19 protein-coding genes are annotated in these 17,977 nt (G+C 60.7%); 7 read left to right on the top strand and 12 right to left on the bottom strand.

Features of this window, described 5'->3' with window-relative positions; translation table 11 throughout:
• Positions 1-283 precede the first annotated feature (283 nt).
• Positions 284-667 carry a response regulator gene (locus tag BLP10_RS19385; protein ID WP_091138365.1) on the bottom strand — a complete coding sequence of 128 codons (384 nt, stop codon included), beginning with the start codon at positions 665-667 and terminating at the stop codon, positions 284-286.
• Between the two features lie 120 nt (positions 668-787).
• Between BLP10_RS19385 and BLP10_RS19380 the strand changes: the two genes are divergently transcribed.
• Both BLP10_RS19380 and BLP10_RS19375 read left to right on the top strand, forming a co-directional pair.
• Positions 788-1,057, top strand: a complete 270-nt coding sequence (locus BLP10_RS19380) for a DUF3572 domain-containing protein (RefSeq protein ID WP_091138363.1) — start codon at positions 788-790, stop codon at positions 1,055-1,057.
• An 11-nt stretch (positions 1,058-1,068) separates the two neighbouring features.
• A complete protein-coding gene (locus BLP10_RS19375) occupies positions 1,069-2,346 on the top strand; it encodes a DNA polymerase IV (RefSeq protein ID WP_091138361.1) in 1,278 nt (425 codons plus the stop codon).
• On the opposite strand, the gene BLP10_RS19370 is transcribed toward BLP10_RS19375, so the two are convergent.
• Positions 2,337-3,173, bottom strand: coding sequence for a cell envelope integrity EipB family protein (locus tag BLP10_RS19370; protein WP_091138358.1), 837 nt, complete (start codon positions 3,171-3,173; stop codon positions 2,337-2,339). The genes BLP10_RS19375 and BLP10_RS19370 overlap by 10 nt on opposite strands.
• 123 nt (positions 3,174-3,296) lie before the next feature.
• Here BLP10_RS19370 and BLP10_RS19365 point away from each other — a divergent pair, with 123 nt between their 5' ends.
• The 3 genes from BLP10_RS19365 (at position 3,297) to BLP10_RS19355 (ending at position 5,753) form a co-directional block, all read left to right on the top strand.
• Positions 3,297-3,767 carry a RidA family protein gene (locus BLP10_RS19365; protein ID WP_091138356.1) on the top strand — a complete coding sequence of 157 codons (471 nt, stop codon included), beginning with the start codon at positions 3,297-3,299 and terminating at the stop codon, positions 3,765-3,767.
• Positions 3,764-4,516 (top strand): glycerophosphodiester phosphodiesterase family protein, encoded by a 753-nt coding sequence (locus tag BLP10_RS19360; protein WP_091138353.1) that lies wholly within the window; start codon positions 3,764-3,766, stop codon positions 4,514-4,516. Before BLP10_RS19365 ends, BLP10_RS19360 begins: the two co-directional genes overlap by 4 nt.
• A 61-nt stretch (positions 4,517-4,577) precedes the next feature.
• Positions 4,578-5,753, top strand: a complete 1,176-nt coding sequence (locus BLP10_RS19355) for a GNAT family N-acetyltransferase (RefSeq protein WP_091138351.1) — start codon at positions 4,578-4,580, stop codon at positions 5,751-5,753.
• Between the two features lie 3 nt (positions 5,754-5,756).
• On the opposite strand, the gene BLP10_RS19350 is transcribed toward BLP10_RS19355, so the two are convergent.
• The 5 genes from BLP10_RS19350 to BLP10_RS19330 form a co-directional block, all read right to left on the bottom strand.
• The gene (locus BLP10_RS19350; RefSeq protein ID WP_091138348.1) at positions 5,757-6,329 is read right to left on the bottom strand and encodes an NADPH-dependent FMN reductase; all 573 of its coding nucleotides are present in this window, start codon (positions 6,327-6,329) and stop codon (positions 5,757-5,759) included.
• A gap of 163 nt (positions 6,330-6,492) precedes the next feature.
• A complete protein-coding gene (locus tag BLP10_RS19345; RefSeq protein WP_091138346.1) occupies positions 6,493-6,753 on the bottom strand; it encodes a hypothetical protein in 261 nt (86 codons plus the stop codon).
• On the bottom strand, positions 6,750-9,212 hold the full coding sequence (gene clpA / locus BLP10_RS19340) for an ATP-dependent Clp protease ATP-binding subunit ClpA (protein ID WP_091138343.1): 2,463 nt from the start codon (positions 9,210-9,212) through the stop codon (positions 6,750-6,752). Before clpA ends, BLP10_RS19345 begins: the two co-directional genes overlap by 4 nt.
• Before the next feature lie 31 nt (positions 9,213-9,243).
• Positions 9,244-9,636, bottom strand: a complete 393-nt coding sequence (clpS, locus tag BLP10_RS19335; RefSeq protein WP_175493981.1) for an ATP-dependent Clp protease adapter ClpS — start codon at positions 9,634-9,636, stop codon at positions 9,244-9,246.
• Positions 9,637-9,909: 273 nt separating this feature from the next.
• On the bottom strand, positions 9,910-10,245 hold the full coding sequence (locus BLP10_RS19330) for a phasin family protein (protein WP_091138340.1): 336 nt from the start codon (positions 10,243-10,245) through the stop codon (positions 9,910-9,912).
• A gap of 255 nt (positions 10,246-10,500) precedes the next feature.
• Between BLP10_RS19330 and BLP10_RS19325 the strand changes: the two genes are divergently transcribed.
• The gene (locus BLP10_RS19325; RefSeq protein WP_091138337.1) at positions 10,501-12,117 is read left to right on the top strand and encodes an SPOR domain-containing protein; all 1,617 of its coding nucleotides are present in this window, start codon (positions 10,501-10,503) and stop codon (positions 12,115-12,117) included.
• 91 nt (positions 12,118-12,208) lie between these two features.
• Here the strand turns inward: BLP10_RS19325 and BLP10_RS19320 are convergent, their stop codons facing one another.
• From BLP10_RS19320 to BLP10_RS19300, 5 genes are all read right to left on the bottom strand, one after another.
• Positions 12,209-12,919, bottom strand: a complete 711-nt coding sequence (locus tag BLP10_RS19320) for a DnaJ domain-containing protein (protein ID WP_091138335.1) — start codon at positions 12,917-12,919, stop codon at positions 12,209-12,211.
• A gap of 126 nt (positions 12,920-13,045) precedes the next feature.
• On the bottom strand, positions 13,046-13,402 hold the full coding sequence (locus BLP10_RS19315; protein WP_091138333.1) for a hypothetical protein: 357 nt from the start codon (positions 13,400-13,402) through the stop codon (positions 13,046-13,048).
• Positions 13,403-13,482: 80 nt separating this feature from the next.
• Positions 13,483-13,734 (bottom strand): hypothetical protein, encoded by a 252-nt coding sequence (locus BLP10_RS19310; protein ID WP_091138330.1) that lies wholly within the window; start codon positions 13,732-13,734, stop codon positions 13,483-13,485.
• A gap of 23 nt (positions 13,735-13,757) precedes the next feature.
• On the bottom strand, positions 13,758-14,195 hold the full coding sequence (locus tag BLP10_RS19305) for a DUF1489 family protein (protein ID WP_091138327.1): 438 nt from the start codon (positions 14,193-14,195) through the stop codon (positions 13,758-13,760).
• 55 nt (positions 14,196-14,250) lie between these two features.
• Entirely contained in the window at positions 14,251-16,281 is a 2,031-nt protein-coding gene (locus BLP10_RS19300) for an acetyl/propionyl/methylcrotonyl-CoA carboxylase subunit alpha (RefSeq protein WP_091138324.1), read from the bottom strand.
• 311 nt (positions 16,282-16,592) lie between these two features.
• Here BLP10_RS19300 and BLP10_RS19295 point away from each other — a divergent pair, with 311 nt between their 5' ends.
• Positions 16,593-17,939, top strand: coding sequence for an Nramp family divalent metal transporter (locus BLP10_RS19295; RefSeq protein ID WP_091138322.1), 1,347 nt, complete (start codon positions 16,593-16,595; stop codon positions 17,937-17,939).
• Positions 17,940-17,977 lie beyond the last annotated feature (38 nt).

Here is a 17,977-nt window from a genome sequence, read left to right as displayed (position 1 = left end):
GCGCCTTGCGGCGCTCTTGAGACGATTGGAGGTGGCCAGCTGGAAGCGGTGTTGAGGAGGCAACGATCCGCCTCCAGCTTGGCCGAGCCCACGAAGTCCCAGGAGATGCGGCGGACCTGAGCATCCGTAGGGCATTTCTTCCGCCAGAGCGGAAAGTTAACTTGAACATATTGGAAACATTGGCCGATGCAAGCGCCTATGTACCTGAAAAGCCGCATTTTCCCAGAAAAGTTACCTGAAGAGCATTCTTTTTCAGGGAAGCAACGCTGTTCCAGCTTGACAGTTATGAGGAAGCACCATCCGCCTCTAGGTATGTTTTCACAGTGGCGATGAATTTCGCCACGGAAATCGGCTTGGACATATAGGCTTCGCAGCCCCCTTCCCGAATACGCTCCTCATCGCCTTTCATGGCGAAGGCCGTAATGGCGATTACGGGAATGGACTTCAGCTCCTCGTCGGCCTTCAGCCAGCGAGTCACCTCCAGGCCGGAAACCTCGGGCAACTGAATGTCCATGAGGATCAGGTCGGGCTTATGGGCGCGCGCCAACTCCATCGCCTCGATGCCATGGCTGGTCTTCAGCGTGGCATAGCCATGGGCCTCGAGGAGATCGTTGAAGAGCTTCATGTTGAGTTCGTTGTCCTCAACGATGAGCACGGTCTTCTTCATTGGTACTGTCCCGGGGCCAAAGTACGCATTTACCGGCCCAATTCCTCTACAGATGATATAGTTAAGTCGCGACCTATTGATGAAGTGCAAACCAACAGCATGAACACTCCCTTAAAAAGAATGAACAAGGACGAGGCCGAGACCATCGCGCTGAGCGCCTTCGCTTTCATCACAAGCGACGAGGAACGTATGAGCCGCTTTCTGGCCGTTTCGGGGCTGCAGCCCGACACGATCCGTTCCGCAGCCTCACAGCCGGGATTTTTCGCCGGAATTCTGGATTACGTCGCCTCCGACGAGCCTTTACTTCTCGCCTTGGCCAAAGAACTGGACACCAAGCCGGAGCACATCATGGCGGCTCACTGGAGCCTCTCGCCGTCGGAATTCGAGTAATATCCTCACCTATGAGCACCGCTCCCTTCTGTCGCGATTGCCTGACGCTCGCCGCTTCGCCCCTGGCGGATCGCTGCGATGCATGCGGATCACCGCGCCTCCTGCGGCACAAGGAACGTGATAGCCTCTCTATCGCCCATGTGGATTGCGACGCCTTCTTCGCGGCGGTGGAGAAGCGGGACGATCCGAGCCTTGCCGACAAGCCGGTAATCATCGGCGGCGGCAAGCGCGGAGTGGTGTCAACAGCCTGTTACATGGCGCGCATCTATGGAGTGCGCTCGGCCATGCCCATGTTCCAGGCGCTGAAGCTCTGCCCTCATGCGGTGGTGATCAAGCCCAACGGCGAGAAATACCGCAAGGCGGGTCATGAGGTTCGCGAGCTGATGCTGGAGCTGACGCCCCTCGTGGAACCGGTCTCCATCGACGAGGCCTTCCTCGATCTGACAGGCACGGAGCGGCTCCACCATGGCAGCCCGGCTCTGACACTCGCCCGCTTCGCGCACAAGGTCGAGAAGGAGATCGGCATCACGATCTCGGTCGGCCTCTCATACAACAAGTTCCTCGCCAAGATCGCTTCCGACTTCCAGAAGCCGCGGGGCTTCTCGATCATCGGACGCGAGGAGGCTCCGGACTTTCTCGCCGACAAGCCTGTCGGGATTATACCCGGCATCGGCGCGGCTGCTCAAGCGCGCTTGGCGAAGGTGGGCGTGACGCAAATTCATCATCTGCGGGACATCCCACTGAAGGCTCTCTTCGAGGCCCTGGGTCGCGATGCCCAACGTCTCTCCCGCCTCGCCATCGGCGAAGACAGCCGGCGAGTGACGCCGGAGCACGAAACCAAGAGCATCTCGGCCGAAACGACCTTCGATACGGACCTCAAATCTTTTGACGACCTCGAACCGATTCTCTGGCGTTTGTCAGAGAAGGTGTCCCGCCGTTTGAAGGCCGCAGGGCTTGCGGGCCGCAGCGTGACGCTGAAGCTCAAGGATCGGGAGTTCCGCCTCATAACTCGAACCCGCTCGGGCTTAGCTCCCACGCAGCTTGCCGTCCGTCTGTTCGAGCCTGCGCGGCAGCTGCTGAAGGCGGCCTGCGACGGCACGGCTTACCGCCTCATCGGCATCGGCGCGGCGGATCTCTGCGATGGAGTCGAAGCAGACCGCGGCGACCTCGCCGATCAGAGCGTCGTCAGGCAGGCGCAGATGGAATCCGCGATCGACAGGATCCGTGACAAGTTCGGAGCTGCAGCCCTTCAGAAAGGCATCGCGCTTCGCAACAAGCCTCAGCGCTGACAGGAACTCGTGACAGCTGGCACATCGAGGCTCTTGAGGGAGCCCTGCAAAGCGAAGTCGCCGTAATCGATCTTCAGGGCGCGGGCGATCCCGTTGTCATAGAGTTCGAAGGAGATCGTGTAGGCAGGCGCCCTGTCGGCGCTGCCCTCCTCGAAGTAACTGATGGTCATCGGCCAGCGGGCGCTCTTCGCCATTGCCTCCTGACGGGCAGGCTCCTCCAGATTAGTCCCTGCTCCCGGCTCGATCCGATTGCCGATCAGGCTCAAGGTCTCGAAGACTTTCTTGCCATCGCCCGAGCCGTCATAGACCCTGACGGAATAGCTGCGCTCTCCCTGCCGCGCCACATCGATAAGGCGCTTCATGTGGTCGGTCGGGAAAACCGGCTGGCCCTTCGCCTCGAAAGTTTCGTTGCGGGGCTGCTTGAACTTCACGTCGAGAGACCCGTCCGGCCGCATCTGAGCATCGCCGTCGATGCCATCCCTCACAAGCCCCTGAGCCGTCGAAGTGCTCTTGAAGCGCATCGACAGGCCATCGCCCGACTCGAACGTCGTGGTCTGCGTATCGAGCGTGCGTGAACCTGTCTCGCCGCTCTCGAGCACCGTAACCTGGCGATATTTGAGCGTGTAGCCCTCGCAGGCATCACCTGCGAACTCCATGGCGATGCGCCCCCTCGCCGTCTCGACGCCCTTGGAGCCTCCCGAACGCAGGAGCGAGAGGTCATACACGGCCCTGTGTGGCACGAGATGGACCGGCGCCTTCATGGCTTCCGCCGAGGCGGAGCCAAGCATGGCGAAAGAAAGGCTGGCAGCCACGATGAGGGTACGCATGTCTACTCCTGATGTCGCCTGAGCCAAAATAGGCGCACCTTGAGGACAGGGCAATGTTCCGGCTTGCGTCCTTAATTGGTATCCGCCACTAATCCCCCACACTGTTACAAGCAGAGGGCTCCCATGAGCGCAGTCGACAAGAAACTTCAGGACCTCGGCATCACCCTGCCGACCCCCGCCGCCCCAGTGGCGAACTACGTGCCCTTCGTGCGCACCGGCAACCTCGTCATCATCTCCGGTCAGCTCTGCCTCGGCCAGGATGGCAAGCTCGCAGATTCCCACAAGGGCAAGGTGGGAGCGGAAGTGTCTCCGGAAGTCGGCCAGCAGGCGGCGCGCCTGTGCGCCATCAACCTGCTCGCTCAGCTCAAAGCCGCTGTCGGCGATCTCGACAACGTCACGCGCTGCGTGCGCCTGGGCGGCTTCATCAATGCCGTTCCCACCTTCGCCGCGCTCGCGCCCGTCATGAATGGCGCATCGGACCTCATGGTCGAAGTGCTCGGCGATGCGGGCCGCCATGCCCGCTCTACCATCGGCGTTGCGGAGCTGCCGCTCGATGCCTGTGTCGAAGTCGAAGGAATGTTTGAAGTCAAATGAGCACGCCCAGCTGGCTCGTCGCGAAGCCCATCGCCCATCGCGGCCTCCATGATAAGGCAAACGGCATCATCGAGAACACGATCTCGGCCGCGGAAGCCGCCATAGCGCGCGGCTTCCCCATCGAGCTCGACGTTCAGTTGACCGCCGACAACGAAGCCATCGTGTTCCACGATTTTGAGCTCGACCGCCTCACCGGCGAGTCGGGCCTCGTTGCCGAGCGCAATCTTTCCACCCTCACCGGTATTGGTATTTCTGGCACGATGGGCGGCGACAAGATTCCTTCTCTGAAGGATTACCTTGCTAAAATCGCCGGGCGTACTCCGCTCGTGATCGAGATCAAGAGCAAGTTCAACGGCGACATGCGCCTGACAAAGTGCGTCATCGAGATCATGAGTGACTACAAAGGTCCGTTCGTGATCAAGTCCTTCGATCCGGAGATCGTGGCCTACCTGCGACAGCACGCCCCTAATATCACGCGCGGTTTCATTGGCGAGCTCGAATATGCGTCGAAAGCCGACAGCTTCCTGACGCCCGAGAAGAAGCACCGGATGGCGAACCTGCTGGATTTCGAAGCGATGCAGCCGCACTTCCTGTCCTGGCGCGTGAAGGACCTTCCCTGCGCCTCAACCCACCTGAGCAGGCTTCTCGGCAATTTGCCCGTCATGACCTGGACCGTGCGCAATCCGGAAGATCGCGCCAAGGCCGAGAAGTACGCGGACCAGATGGTGTTCGAGGGTTTTCTGCCCTGAGTGTTGCAAGGATCCCGCCGAGTGACTAGCTCTAGCTCATAAGGCGGGGTCCCTCCATTCAGTGACGCTCCAAGTCAAAATCGCCCAAGGCCTGAAGGCGGTCTCTGCCACTGCCTGGGACGCCTGTGCCCTGAATACGGGCTCCGGCGACGACGATCCGTTCAACCCTTTCGTGTCCTATGCCTTCTTGTCCGCACTGGAGGATTCCGACTGCGTCGGACCAAAGGCCGGTTGGGCGCCGGTGCATGTGCTGGTCGAGGACGAGAGCGGAAAACTCCTCGGCGCGGCTCCCTGCTATGTCAAATCTCATTCCCAGGGCGAGTACGTATTCGACCATTCCTGGGCCGATGCCTATGAGCGCGCGGGCGGGCACTACTATCCCAAACTGCAGGTCTCGGTACCTTTCACGCCCGTCACCGGCCCTCGCCTGCTCGTACCGAATGGACCGCAGGCGGAGAATGTCCGTGCTCACCTGATTGCCGGGTTGAGGGCGCTGCGCGGCCAGATCGGCGCTTCTTCGATCCATACCACTTTCCTGCAGCAGAACGATCTTGAAGCGCTGACTGGCCAGAACTTCCTGCGCCGGGACGATCAGCAGTTCCATTGGTTCAACGAGGGCTATGGCAGCTTCAATGATTTCCTGAACGCCCTCGCCTCACGCAAGCGCAAGGCTATCAAGCGGGAGCGGCGGGATGCGCTGGCGAACGGCGTCACCATCGAATGGGTGACCGGCTCCGAGATCACCGAAGCTCATTGGGATGCGTTCTTCGCCTTCTATATGGACACCGGTTCGCGCAAATGGGGCCGGCCCTACCTCAATCGCCGCTTCTTTTCGGCTGTCGGCGAACGCATGGCCGATCGCGTGCTGCTGGTGATGGCCAAGCGCGACGGCCGCTACATCGCTGGCGCCATCAATTTCATCGGCGACAAGCGGCTCTATGGGCGCAACTGGGGCTGCATCGAGGACCATCCCTTCCTGCATTTCGAGGTCTGCTACTACCAAGCCATCGAGTTCGCCATCGCACGCGGGCTCGACCGGGTAGAAGCCGGTGCGCAAGGAGAGCACAAGCTCGCACGCGGGTATCGCCCCGTGATTACGTCATCGGCCCATGACATCGCCGACCCGTCGCTGCGCAGAGCCGTGAAAGCCTATCTCGACCAGGAGCGTGCCTACGTATCGGAGGCTGCAGGGGAGTTGGAAGAGGCCACCCCTTTCAAGCATCGAGAGGAGCAATGAGTCCTAAGGGATTCCAGCCCTCTGCGCAGAAGCGGCGAAGGCAACGAACCCCTCAAGGTATGTCTTGATCTGCCCCTCGATCTTCTGATCGGCAATAGTCCCGTCCTGGTTGAAAACCGTTTGGGCGCGAGAAACCATCAAGCGCCCTCCAGACCAGACATCCGCTCCCAAGGTGCGCAGCACCGGGAGCCAGGCGTTCTGTGATAGAATAGTTCCGAAGCCGCCGGGCGACGCGCCGATCAGAGCGACAGGCTTGCCGCCGAAGATGCGCGGAATGTCCGAGGCGGGGCGGGAAAGCCAATCGATGGCATTCTTGAATACACCGGGAATGGAGTTGTTGTACTCCGGCGTCACCAGAAGAAGCCCGTCGGCCGCGGCAATCGCTTCCTTCAGGGCTGCGGCCCGCTCTGGAATTCCCTCCGCAACCTCAAGGTCGCCATCATAGAGAGGGATGCCACGGATCGTATCGACGACGAGTTCGGCACCCTCGGGCATGAGGCCTGCCGCGGCTCGCAGCAGAGCGGAGTTGAATGAGGCCTGACGCAGACTTCCTGAAATTCCGACCAGTTTCGTCACGATGACCTCTCAATCCTGTTGCGGGCACATGACGCAGCGTAACCGCATACAGAGAGAAAGTGGACTCATGGCTTTAGGGGTTGGAGGCCGCCCTCGACGAAAAAGCCGCATCGGCGTGGGCCGATGCGGCTTTGAGGAACCAAGTCTCGATGCCCTGAGCTTGTCAGAAAGCATCCCTGATGGTCTTGAACCCGTCCATGAGAGCTTCAGGCGAGCTCCCCATGGCGGCAAGCCCCACATTCAGCAGCCAATAGCAGCCGATGATGATGGCAGGCACCAGGATCCAGCCGAGTATTTCCTCAAACCAAACCCGCCGACGCCGACGCAACTCGCGCTGCTCACGCCAAGACAGCTTAGGCTGCCTTGGCTGAGGCTCGATGATCCGGGTGGCCTCGATGGGGGCCTGATGCAGTTCACTCGTCATGCTCTAACCAATGGAACCTTAGGAACGGTGCGGATACCTCCGCCCCCATTACCACCGGATCCCTTCGGCTTCACGGACTTTTTTGCCTTTGAAGACGCAGACTTAGCCTTGGGTTTCTTCTTGGCGGCCGTCTGAACCTTCTCGGGCCTCGGCTTCACCGGGCCTTCGACATATTCGAAACCGAGGCTCTGCAAGCCGATTTCGTCCGTATTGACGATGACCTTCACCGCGCCACCGTTCTTCAGGCGCCCAAACAGCACCTCATCCGCCAGCGGCGTCTTGATGGTCGACTGGATCAGGCGACCCATCGGACGGGCGCCCATGGCTTCGTCATAGCCATGCTCCACCAGCCAGTCGCGGGCCTCGTCGGTGAGTTCGATGGAAACGTTTCGCTCAGCGAGCTGCACATCGAGCTGCGCGACGAACTTGTCCACCACCTTCTGCACCACCTCCTTCGGCAGATGACCGAAGGAAATGGTCGCATCGAGACGGTTGCGGAATTCCGGCGTGAACAGCTTGTTGATCGCCTCCGTATCGTCACCCTCACGCTTGGATCGGGTGAAGCCATAGGCCTGACGGGCCATGTCGGCGGCACCCGCATTCGTGGTCATGATGATGATCACGTTGCGGAAGTCGACCTGCTTGCCGTTGTGGTCCGTCAGCTTCCCGTGATCCATGACCTGGAGCAGGATGTTGAACAGATCCGGATGCGCCTTCTCGATCTCGTCGAGCAGGAGCACGCAATGCGGATGCTGGTCGACGCCGTCGGTCAACAGACCGCCCTGGTCGAAGCCCACATAGCCGGGAGGCGCGCCGATCAGGCGGCTGACCGTATGGCGCTCCATATACTCCGACATGTCGAAGCGAAGGAGCTCGACGCCGAGCGAAGCTGCAAGGGATTTGGCAACCTCGGTCTTACCAACACCGGTCGGACCGGCGAAAAGGTACGAGCCGATGGGCTTCTCCGCATCGCGAAGGCCCGCGCGGGCCAGCTTGATGGCGGAAGACAGCGCCTCGATGGCCTTGTCCTGACCGTAGACCACGCGCTTCAGGGTTTCCTGAAGGTTCGCCAGCACTTCCGCATCGTCCTTCGAGACGGTCTTGGGCGGGATGCGGGCCATGGTGGCAATCGTCGCCTCGATCTCCTTGATGCCGATGGTCTTCTTGCGACGGCCCTCGGGCAGGAGCATCTGGGACGCGCCGGTCTCGTCGATCACGTCGATCGCCTTGTCCGGCAGCTTGCGGTCGTTGATGTAGCGAGCCGACAGCTCCACCGCAGCCTTGACGGCCTCATTGGTGTACTTGAGCTTGTGGAAGTCCTCGAAATAAGGCTTCAGGCCCTTCACGATCTCGATGGCGTCCGGCAGAGACGGCTCGTTGACGTCGATCTTCTGGAAGCGGCGGACGAGCGCACGGTCCTTTTCGAAATACTGGCGGTATTCCTTATAGGTCGTGGAGCCGATGCAGCGAAGCGTGCCCTGAGCCAGCGCGGGCTTGAGCAGGTTCGAGGCATCCATGGCGCCGCCCGAGGTGGCGCCGGCACCGATCACCGTATGGATCTCGTCGATGAACATGATCGCATTCGGGTGCTGCTCGATTTCCTTCATCACCTGCTTCAGGCGTTCCTCGAAGTCACCGCGATAGCGGGTGCCTGCGAGCAGCGTGCCCATGTCCAGGGAGAAAACGGTCGCGCCCTTCAGAACCTCGGGCACCTCGCCCTGCACGATCTTGCGGGCAAGCCCCTCAGCGATGGCGGTCTTACCGACACCGGGCTCGCCGACGAGGAGCGGGTTGTTCTTCTGGCGACGGCAGAGAACCTGGATCGTCCGCTGCACCTCGCCCTCACGGCCGATCAGCGGATCGATCTTTCCGTCCTTCGCCTTCTTGTTCAGGTTGACGCAGTAAGCCTCGAGCGCATCGCCCTTCTTCTTGCCGCGGGTATCGGATTCATCCTGCGTCGGGCGCTCGTTGGAGGCTTCCTCCTCCGCGCCGCGCGGCGAGCGGCCCTCGGTGAGGCCCGGACGCTTGGCAATGCCGTGGCTGATGTAGTTCACGGCGTCGTAACGGGTCATGTCCTGCTCTTGCAGGAAATAGGCGGCATGGCTCTCGCGCTCGGCGAAGATCGCGACGAGCACGTTGGCGCCGGTCACCTCATCGCGGCCAGAGGACTGGACATGGATCACGGCCCTTTGGATCACGCGCTGGAAACCGGCAGTCGGCTTGGAGTCCTGACGTCCATCCGCAACAAGGTTAGCGAGTTCGCTGTCGACATAATCGACCAGGTTCCGGCGAAGAATTTCAAGATCGACATTGCAGGCGCGCATGACGGCGGCCGCATCCTGATCGTCGATCAGTGCGAGGAGAAGGTGTTCGAGGGTTGCGTATTCATGGCGGCGCTCGCCAGCAAGAGCGAGGGCTCGGTGAAGGGCTTGTTCAAGACTGCGAGAAAAGCTCGGCAACGGCTTGTCCTTTATGAGACGGGTCTCTCGGCTAATTCTTTTCCATCACGCATTGCAGAGGATGCTGGTGCTTGCGGGCGAAATCCATCACCTGCGTCACCTTGGTCTCAGCAACTTCGTAAGTAAAAACTCCACACTCCCCGACGCCGTTCTGGTGCACATGGAGCATGATCCGGGTCGCATCCTCTCGGTTCTTGTTGAAGAAGCGCTCCAGCACATGCACCACGAACTCCATCGGGGTGTAATCGTCGTTCAAAAGAAGAACGCGGTAAAGGTTCGGCCGTTTCGTGCGCGGCTTGGCTTTTGTGATGATCGCTGTGTTCGAGCGGCCATCATCATCGCCGCCAGGGGGCTGTGACCCGCCGGCAGCGGAGAGTGGAGACCGCTTCAACCGGATCAAAGTGTCCTGAGCTAACCGCAGCATGATAATCCGACCGACCCCTTCTTATTGGCCCCTGCCCTGCAGCCAGCCTTTCCGCTCAGGCCGCAGCGCGTTGAGTCCTATGTATAGTCGCTCCATTCGGTTCGCTAGATCAACCAGATGGGGGCGCAAAGTGCCCCAGGGAAGCGCGACATCTTCTCACTCTCCCGTGAGGCTGAACCGAGCGAGGGCTGGACAGAGCTTAAAACATGAAACGCCCGGCCGTGGGCGGCCAGGCGTTTCATTCAGAACAGATTGAAGCGTTCAGACCGGGTCTCAGGCCTTCACAGCCTTGGTCAGAAGGCCTTCGAAAGGCTTGAACATATCCGTGGCGAGCGCCGTGTAGAGCGAGCCCATCTTGGTCGACTGGGCCACGAGGCTCTCGTAAGCGCCCTTCGCGTAAGCCGTCTGCACTTCGATGGCCTTATCAAGGCTCTGGGCGCCGATCAGCTTCTCGACGGTCGCCGAGTTGTGCTCGAACGACTTGCGCGCGAAATCGGTGGTTTCATTGACAATGGCCTGGGCATTGCTGGAAAAGGCACCCGCGGCTTTGATGGTCGCTTCCAGGTTTTCCTGGCCAAGCTTTTGCAAGTTTGCAAACGGCTGAAGCATTGTGAACCTCGACAATAAGGCGTTTAATGGCACCAAGTGCCGGGAAATAGTGACGGAATGCATTATGTGCACTGCACAATATATGTCAAGAGTTTTTGTGCATCGCACAAAAAAGCATGCATTCGAACCAGCCCCTGTTAACGCCCTCGTAACCGCATCCTCTTACGTTCAGAGGATGTGTTGCGCCGGCAACAATCCCTTTTCTGGGAACCGGTCGCGGAGGTTTGAGACCAAACTCAACAGGGATATTTCAGCATGACTTCGGTTTGCGTACGACGCCGAACTGCTTGGACGTTTATTGGTATTGTCACTTCAGCCGCCATAGCCTTCTCCTCCCCCGCCGAGGCAGCCCGCCGCAAGGTAAGCTCCAAGGGTGGCGGCTACAGCCCTCCCTCCGCATCCATCGTCGTGGACGCGAAGACCGGCAAGATTCTGCAAGGCGAGAGCATCGACGAGCCCCGCATCCCTGCCTCGATCACGAAAGTGATGAGCCTCTATCTGCTGTTCGAGCAGATGGAGCGGGGTCGCGTCACCCCGAATACCCAATTCACCGTATCGGAATACGCAGCAAGCCAGCCGCCCACCAAGCTCGGCCTGCGCCCGGGCTCGACCATCGAAGTCGAGGACGCGATCAAGGCGATGGTGACGCTCTCCGCCAATGACGTCTCCGTCGTGGTCGCTGAGAACATCGCAGGCTCCGAGGATGCTTTCGCGCGCATGATGACGCGCAAGGCCCGGGAGCTCGGGATGAACTCCACCGAGTTCTACAACCCGCACGGCCTGCCCCACACGCCGCCGAACATCACCACGGCCCGCGATCTGTCGATCCTCGGCCGCGCGATCCAGGACCGTTTCCCGAAATACTTCGCGTATTTCGACACCCGCTCCTTCCAATACGGCAAGCGCACGATCCGCGGCCACAACCGCCTTCTCGGCAAGGTGCACGGCGTGGACGGCATCAAGACCGGCTACACCCGCCTCTCCGGCTTCAATCTTCTGACCTCGGTCAACACCGAGACCCGCAGCGTCGTCGCCGTGGTGCTCGGCGGCCGCTCCGGCGCGTCCCGCGATCAGAAGATGGCGGGCCTGATCGATGCTCACCTGCCGCGCGCCTATGCCGGCGCCCGCATCACGCCGCCGGTGGTCGAGCGCGGCGCACAGACGATCCAGGTCGCCGAAGCGGCACCCGCACCGGCTCCGGTCAGGCGTCCGGTCGAGGCCGTGGCTGAGAAAGCTCCCGTTGTACAGGCTCCCGTGCAGGTGGCATCCGCAACGCCGCAGGCAGTCGTAGTCCAGGCTCCTTCCGTCCCGGTGCCGGAGCGCAAGCCTCTCGATCTGAACACCCTGCGCCCGGTGGTAGCTTCGGCATCTGGTGCCAGCTCGACGACAACGCCGTCTTCAGTACGCTGGCAGAAAGGCTCCGAGCCGCTGCCGTTGAACGCCCAGGCCTATGCTGCTCTTCCTCCGGCCGCACCGAACAAGATCTCCGATACGCAGAGGGCTGCCCTTCAGGCCAAGATCGAAACCAAGGCACCCGCCCCGGTTCAGCAGGCTGAGCCTGTGAAGGTTGCCTCGCTCAAGGTCGAAGCACCGAAGGCTGAAGCTCCCGAGGCTAAGAAGGCCGTCAGCGGCTGGGTGATCCAGCTTGGCGCGACGGATGACGAGGAGAAGGCGAAGGACATGCTTGCCTCGGCGCGCAGCCGCTTCGGCAAGGTGCTGACCAAGGCTTCTCCCTACACGGAGAAAGTCAGCGCCAATGGCTCTACGCTCTACCGCGCCCGCTTCTCCGGTTTCAAGGAATCGGGTGCTGCCGAGCAGGCCTGCAAGCAGCTGAAGAAAAGTGGCGTGGCCTGCTTCGCCTCCCGCGGCTGAGACGAAGTTTTAATCTCTGCAGCCTCTAATAGTGAGCGACGGTACGTGTGTTTGTACCGTCGCAGTTCATAACCGGATCGCGCGTGGAGTATCAGCGATGTCGGCTCAGCAGGACTTCTCTCGCCTCGTTTACGCGAGCAGCGAGATACGCCGTCCCTCCCTGGTCGGGATGGAGCTTCTTGATCAGCGTGCGATGCGCATGTCTGACCTCGTCGAGGCTCGCTCCCGGCTTAAGCCCCAGGATCTGGTAGGCTTCATCTTTCGTCATTATGCCCGCTTGCGCATGAGTGCGCGTCCGCGTGTCTCGATCTCCCTGAGCGTCTTCACGCCATCCGGAAAACCGGCGATCAAGATAAGCCTCTAGAAGAGGCACACCCTCGGGATCGAGCATGCTGCACTCGTCGTAAAGGCGGCGCAGATTCTCCGGCCCGAGGCTCGACAGGCGCCGACCGGCGAAGCTGCCTGCCAGGACGCTGCCTTCCACCGCGCCGGTGCCATGGTCGATCTCCATTTCGATCATGGCGGATCGGATGCGCGAATAGCGGCCCGATGTTTTTTGGAAAGAGCCCCAGGAGCCGGGAACCGGCAGGCCGCCCCAGCCGAGCATCCAGGCCCCAAAACCGCCCACCAGCAACGCCGTGGCCCACTGCCCCTTTGCCCCCAGCACCACCGCGGCGCCGAGAGCCGAGATCCCGGCCACGATTTTCACAGCTTTGGTGACGGCCGCGGTATCTGAGCGAGCGAAGACTTTGAGCAGCCACCAGACGAGAGCAGCGGCGGCAATTCCATAAAGCAGCATCATGTGTTCATCCCTACCCTTAGATGTGGGCCGGGACGAGGCGCTTGTAAATCACCAGACCTTTTTCAAGCGAAAGCCGGCTGCCCCTTTCGAAGCGCCGGCTTCCGGAAGAAAGTTTTCTTCGTGATGTCAGTGGAGGAGACGCGCCGTGCCGCGCTGGCTTTCCCGCTCCCAGGCCTGGATGACGATGCCGTTGATCCCGGAATCGTGAAGCCGATCGCTGAGATCGATGAAGTGGCGCTCGGTGGCTTCCACGTCGAACTCAATCTGCTCGTCCTGAACCTGCTCCAGCTCACAGGCTGCATAGCGCTCATATGCCGCCGACATTTCGGCATAGGCGAAAGCGACAGGCATGGTTCGAAAGATCGTGGAGAAATCCTCGTCCAGTTCTCCGGTGGTCAGATCGCGCATCTGGACGAGATATCCGTCCTCGTGCTCACACACTTCATAACGCCAGTGCCGGCCTTCGGATGCAGACAGGAGCATCGGAACCTCCACTCAACTGAACTGCTAGGCCAATGCGAATCCAGGCAGCCAAGTTCCAGCGCGGTCCCCAGCAAAAAAGTCTAATCTCTCCACATGGTTTCGGCCCGCACGCGTCCGCCGATGCGCAGCGTGGTTCCGTAGCCGAGATCGATAGCGCCTTTGTCGCTCTTGAGTGCTTCATCCTGCTTGTTTTTTGGGCGAACCGTGTCCCTGCATGCATCCGGCACCTGAATTGCCTGTCCGGGTTTCGGCTCGGGGATGCGGCACTCTTTCGCAACGGCTGATCCGGTCAGCGTGAGGAGAAACGATGCAAGGACGATGAGGCGCCTCATGATGCGCTCCCGATTCACATAAGTTAAAGCAAGCCGAGTTCGGCCAGCTCTCGTCGCATGTCTTCAGGCATGCTGGCAAGATCGCCGCCCTTGCCGCCGATATCGCGCGGCGCTTCCTTCTCGGCGAGATAGCGCCAGCCCTGGAACGGCCTGTAAGGGCGTGGCGACACGGGAACCACAGCAGCTTCCAGCACGAGCCGGCAACGCCCGATACCGTCCGCATCGGTGAATGGACGCACATCCAACAGCTTCTGGCGCGCGGCAACCTGCCCTTTGATAACCCAATAGAGCGAGCCACCGTCGAGGAGTTCTTCTACACGCTTGGGCACCATGCGCGTGGTGTGCGTCTGCTCGTAGGCGCGACCGAGCCTCTGGTGATGCGCCCGGTTCTCCTCGATCCACTCCTCGAGATCGGTGATGGAGTCGCAACCCACGCAGAGTTTGATCAGATGAAGAGCCATATGCGTGTTGAACCATGCGCGCAGCGGATGGAAAATCCGGCGTTCCGCCGCACTCCTATTCCTCTTCCGCCTTCAGCACAATCAAGCGCGCGCCTTCCGCCACCTGCGCACCCGGCTCGGCGGCGATCTCGGCCACCTCTCCGTCGGAGGGCGCAACAAGCACGTGCTCCATCTTCATCGCCTCGACGATGGCAAGGCGCTGGCCTTTCTCTACCTTGTCGCCTGGCTGCACGAAAACGGCCACCAGCTTGCCGTGCATCGGCGCTTTTACCGATCCACCCTCGTCCATGTGTTCAAGATCGACGTCGAAAGGATCATGCAAGGCCACACGCGTTTGGCGTCCCTCATGAATGAGAAGCAGCTCGCGATCTGCCGGGATGATCTGCCCAACCTCATTCTTACAGCTGCGCCGCTGCTTCTCGTCGTTCCATCCCATTGCCGGGTGGCCGACGTAATCGAGAGCAGGAATGGCGATGGTCATTTGCCCCTTCTGCCAATTGAGGGCCGCATTCATGACTTCGCCATCGACCAGGACTTTGAGGCCTAGACGACGTTCGGCGCCGAGCTGGAAGCTGTCGAAGGCCGTCCAGGGGTCCAAGGTCCATTTGACAGCACCGCGACGGGCGTTTCTCATCGGCCCCGCGCGAACTGCGGTCTCCTGCTGATCCAGAAGGTCTACGATGCCGGCTGCAACGACTTCGGCATCGATGGCCTGTGGAACGGCCCCGAGAGCGTCGAGATTGCGATCGATGAAGCCCGTATCGAACTTCCCTGCCTTGAACGCTTCAGCCTCGCAGAGCTTTTTCAAAAAAGCGACATTGGTCTTAGGACCAGCGACAATTGTCTCGCCGAGTGCATCCGCGAGCTTCGATAATGCCTCTTCGCGGGTCTCGCCATGCGCGATCACCTTCGCGATCATCGGATCGTAGTAAGGTGTCACCTCCGCGCCGGTTTCAACGCCGGTATCGACGCGAATGCCCTCGCCTTCGGGGAATTCGAGGGCCCATAGCTTTCCTGTCGAAGGCAGGAATTCCTTTTCAGGATCCTCCGCATAAAGTCGGGCCTCGACCGCATGACCATTGATTGTGAGATCATCCTGCGTGAACGGCAGCTTCTCGCCTGAGGCGGCGCGGAACTGCAGCTCCACGAGATCGAGCCCCGTGATCGCCTCCGTTACAGGATGCTCGACCTGAAGGCGGGTGTTCATCTCCATGAAATAGAACCGGTCGGCACGCAGTCCTTCACGCCCATCGGCGATGAATTCTACCGTGCCCGCGCCCACATAGCCCACAGCCCGCGCGGCTTCGACGGCAGCCTGTCCCATGGCCTGGCGCATTTCCGGCGTCATGCCGGGGGCCGGAGCTTCCTCAATCACCTTCTGATGGCGGCGCTGGAGCGAGCAATCGCGCTCGAAGAGATGCACCACGTTCCCATGCGTATCGGCGAAGACCTGAATCTCGATGTGGCGCGGCGAGAGAATGTATTTCTCCACCAGCACCCGCGGGTCGCCGAAGGCGTTCTGTGCCTCGCGCTGCGCGCTTTCCAAAGCGGCATCGAAATCCGCCGCTTTCTCGACGCGCCGCATGCCCTTGCCCCCACCGCCCGCGACGGCCTTGATGAGAACCGGGTAACCGATCTCGTAAGCCTTCTGGCGCAGGAAGTCGGGATCCTGCTTCGACCCGTGATAGCCCGGCACCACTGGCACGTTCGCTTGCTGCACCAGAGCCTTTGCGGCATCCTTCAGGCCCATGGCCTTGATGGCGGAAGCTGGAGGTCCGACGAAGACGATGCCGTTGGCAGCGCAGGCTTCTGCAAACTCTGCGCGTTCGGACAGGAAGCCGTAGCCGGGATGGATGGAGGCCGCCTTCGCGTGCTTCGCCACCTGGATGATCTTCTCGATCTGGAGATAGCTCTCCCGGGCAGGCGCGGGGCCGATCAGATAAGCCTCGTCCGCCATCTGGACAAAGAGGGCATTCGCATCCGCTTCCGAATAGACCGCGATGGTGCGCATTCCCAGCCGCTTGGCGGTGCGGATGATCCGGCAGGCGATCTCGCCGCGATTGGCGATGAGGACACTCTCAAGCATAGCCATCCCTTTGGACCCGAATTCTGGTTCGGTTTTGCCAAAACCTAGAGCAAAACCTAGGCCGCTTGTCACGCAGGAACAGCTTCTCCTTTAGCCTTGCTCGACAAACAAAGGTGGTCCGATCCCTGGCCTCTTTACCGCCAGATCATCGGGCGACGCCATTTTCTTACGGAACGAATATCCTTCTCGTTCCGTCGTTTCATGAGTCGCCTGTCCACTGCCACAATGTTCCCCTGCAAGGTCCTCTTGCCAGCATCAGCAACTCACGCTACTTTCTAATTGCAAATGACTTGCAACTGCATGAAGTGACCATGGATCAATCAGCCCCCGTTTCCCTCGTTCGCAAAGCAGCTTGGCGCCGAGACGTAAGCTTGCCCTCTCTCCCGGAAGTGAACCGCTCTATCAAGGTTCGTTCGGGCTCGACATGGCGGCGCGCCGCCGCATTCATGGGGCCGGGTTACCTGGTGGCCGTGGGCTACATGGACCCGGGCAACTGGGCGACATCCATCGCGGGCGGATCCAAATACGGTTATGCCCTGCTCTCTGTGGCGCTGATCTCCAACATCATGGCCATCGTGCTCCAGTCGCTATGCGCCCGGCTTGCTGTCGCAACAGGCCGCGATCTCGCCCAAGCGTGCCGGGACGCCTACTCAAAGCCCGTCGCCTGGGGATTGTGGTTATTGGCGGAGCTCGCCATCTGCGCCACGGACCTCGCCGAAGTCATCGGCACGGCCATCGGTCTCAATCTTCTCTTCGGCGTCCCGTTGGAGATCGGCGTCGTCATCACGGCGCTGGATGTGTTCCTCATCCTCTATCTGCAGAATCTCGGGTTCCGATGGGTTGAGGCGTTCATCATCACATTGCTGGGCGTGATTACCGTATGTTTCGGCATTCAGATCGCCATGGCCGATCCCAATTGGGGCGCGGTGATCACGGGCTTTGCTCCGACAACCGAGATCGTCACCAACCCCGACATGCTTTATCTCGCGCTCGGAATCTTAGGCGCGACGGTGATGCCGCATAACCTGTACCTCCATTCCGGCATCGTACAGACCCGCGCCTATGGTGAGACGTTGACGGAAAAGCGCGAGGCCATGCGCTTCGCAACGCTCGATTCCACCATCGCATTGATGTTCGCGCTCACCATCAACGCGTCCCTGCTAATCCTTGCGGCGGCTGCGTTCTACAGCACTGGCCGCACGGAAATCGCGGAACTCGGTGAGGCGCATACGCTGCTCCAGCCGATCCTCGGCAGCGCGATCGCGCCCATGCTGTTCGGCCTGTCCCTGCTCTGCTGCGGCCTCAACTCCACGGTGACAGCCACCATGGCGGGCCAGATCGTCATGGAGGGCTTCATCAACTTCAAGATGGCTCCATGGATGCGCCGCCTCATCACCCGGGGTATCGCCATCATTCCTGCCGCCGCCGTCACCATCGCCTATGGCGAGGGAGGCACAGCGAAACTGCTCATCCTGAGCCAGGTCATCCTGAGCCTGCAATTGCCGTTCGCGGTGATCCCGCTGGTGACGCTCACGGCTTCAAAGCAGAAAATGGGTGAGTTGGTAACGCCCCGCTGGCTCACTATCTTCGCTGGTGTGATCGCGGCCGTGATCGTCGTGCTGAACGTCAAGCTGCTCGTGGATTTCGTAATGGGCTGAGCCCAGCGTCATGGCCGCACCTGTTGCGGCCATGACGA

It is taken from the genome of Microvirga guangxiensis (genome assembly GCF_900102135.1).
Classification (GTDB): Bacteria; Pseudomonadota; Alphaproteobacteria; order Rhizobiales; family Beijerinckiaceae; genus Microvirga; species Microvirga guangxiensis.
The sequence above is the reverse complement of the archived record's forward strand: the minus strand, read 5'-3'. Positions and strand labels throughout refer to the sequence as shown.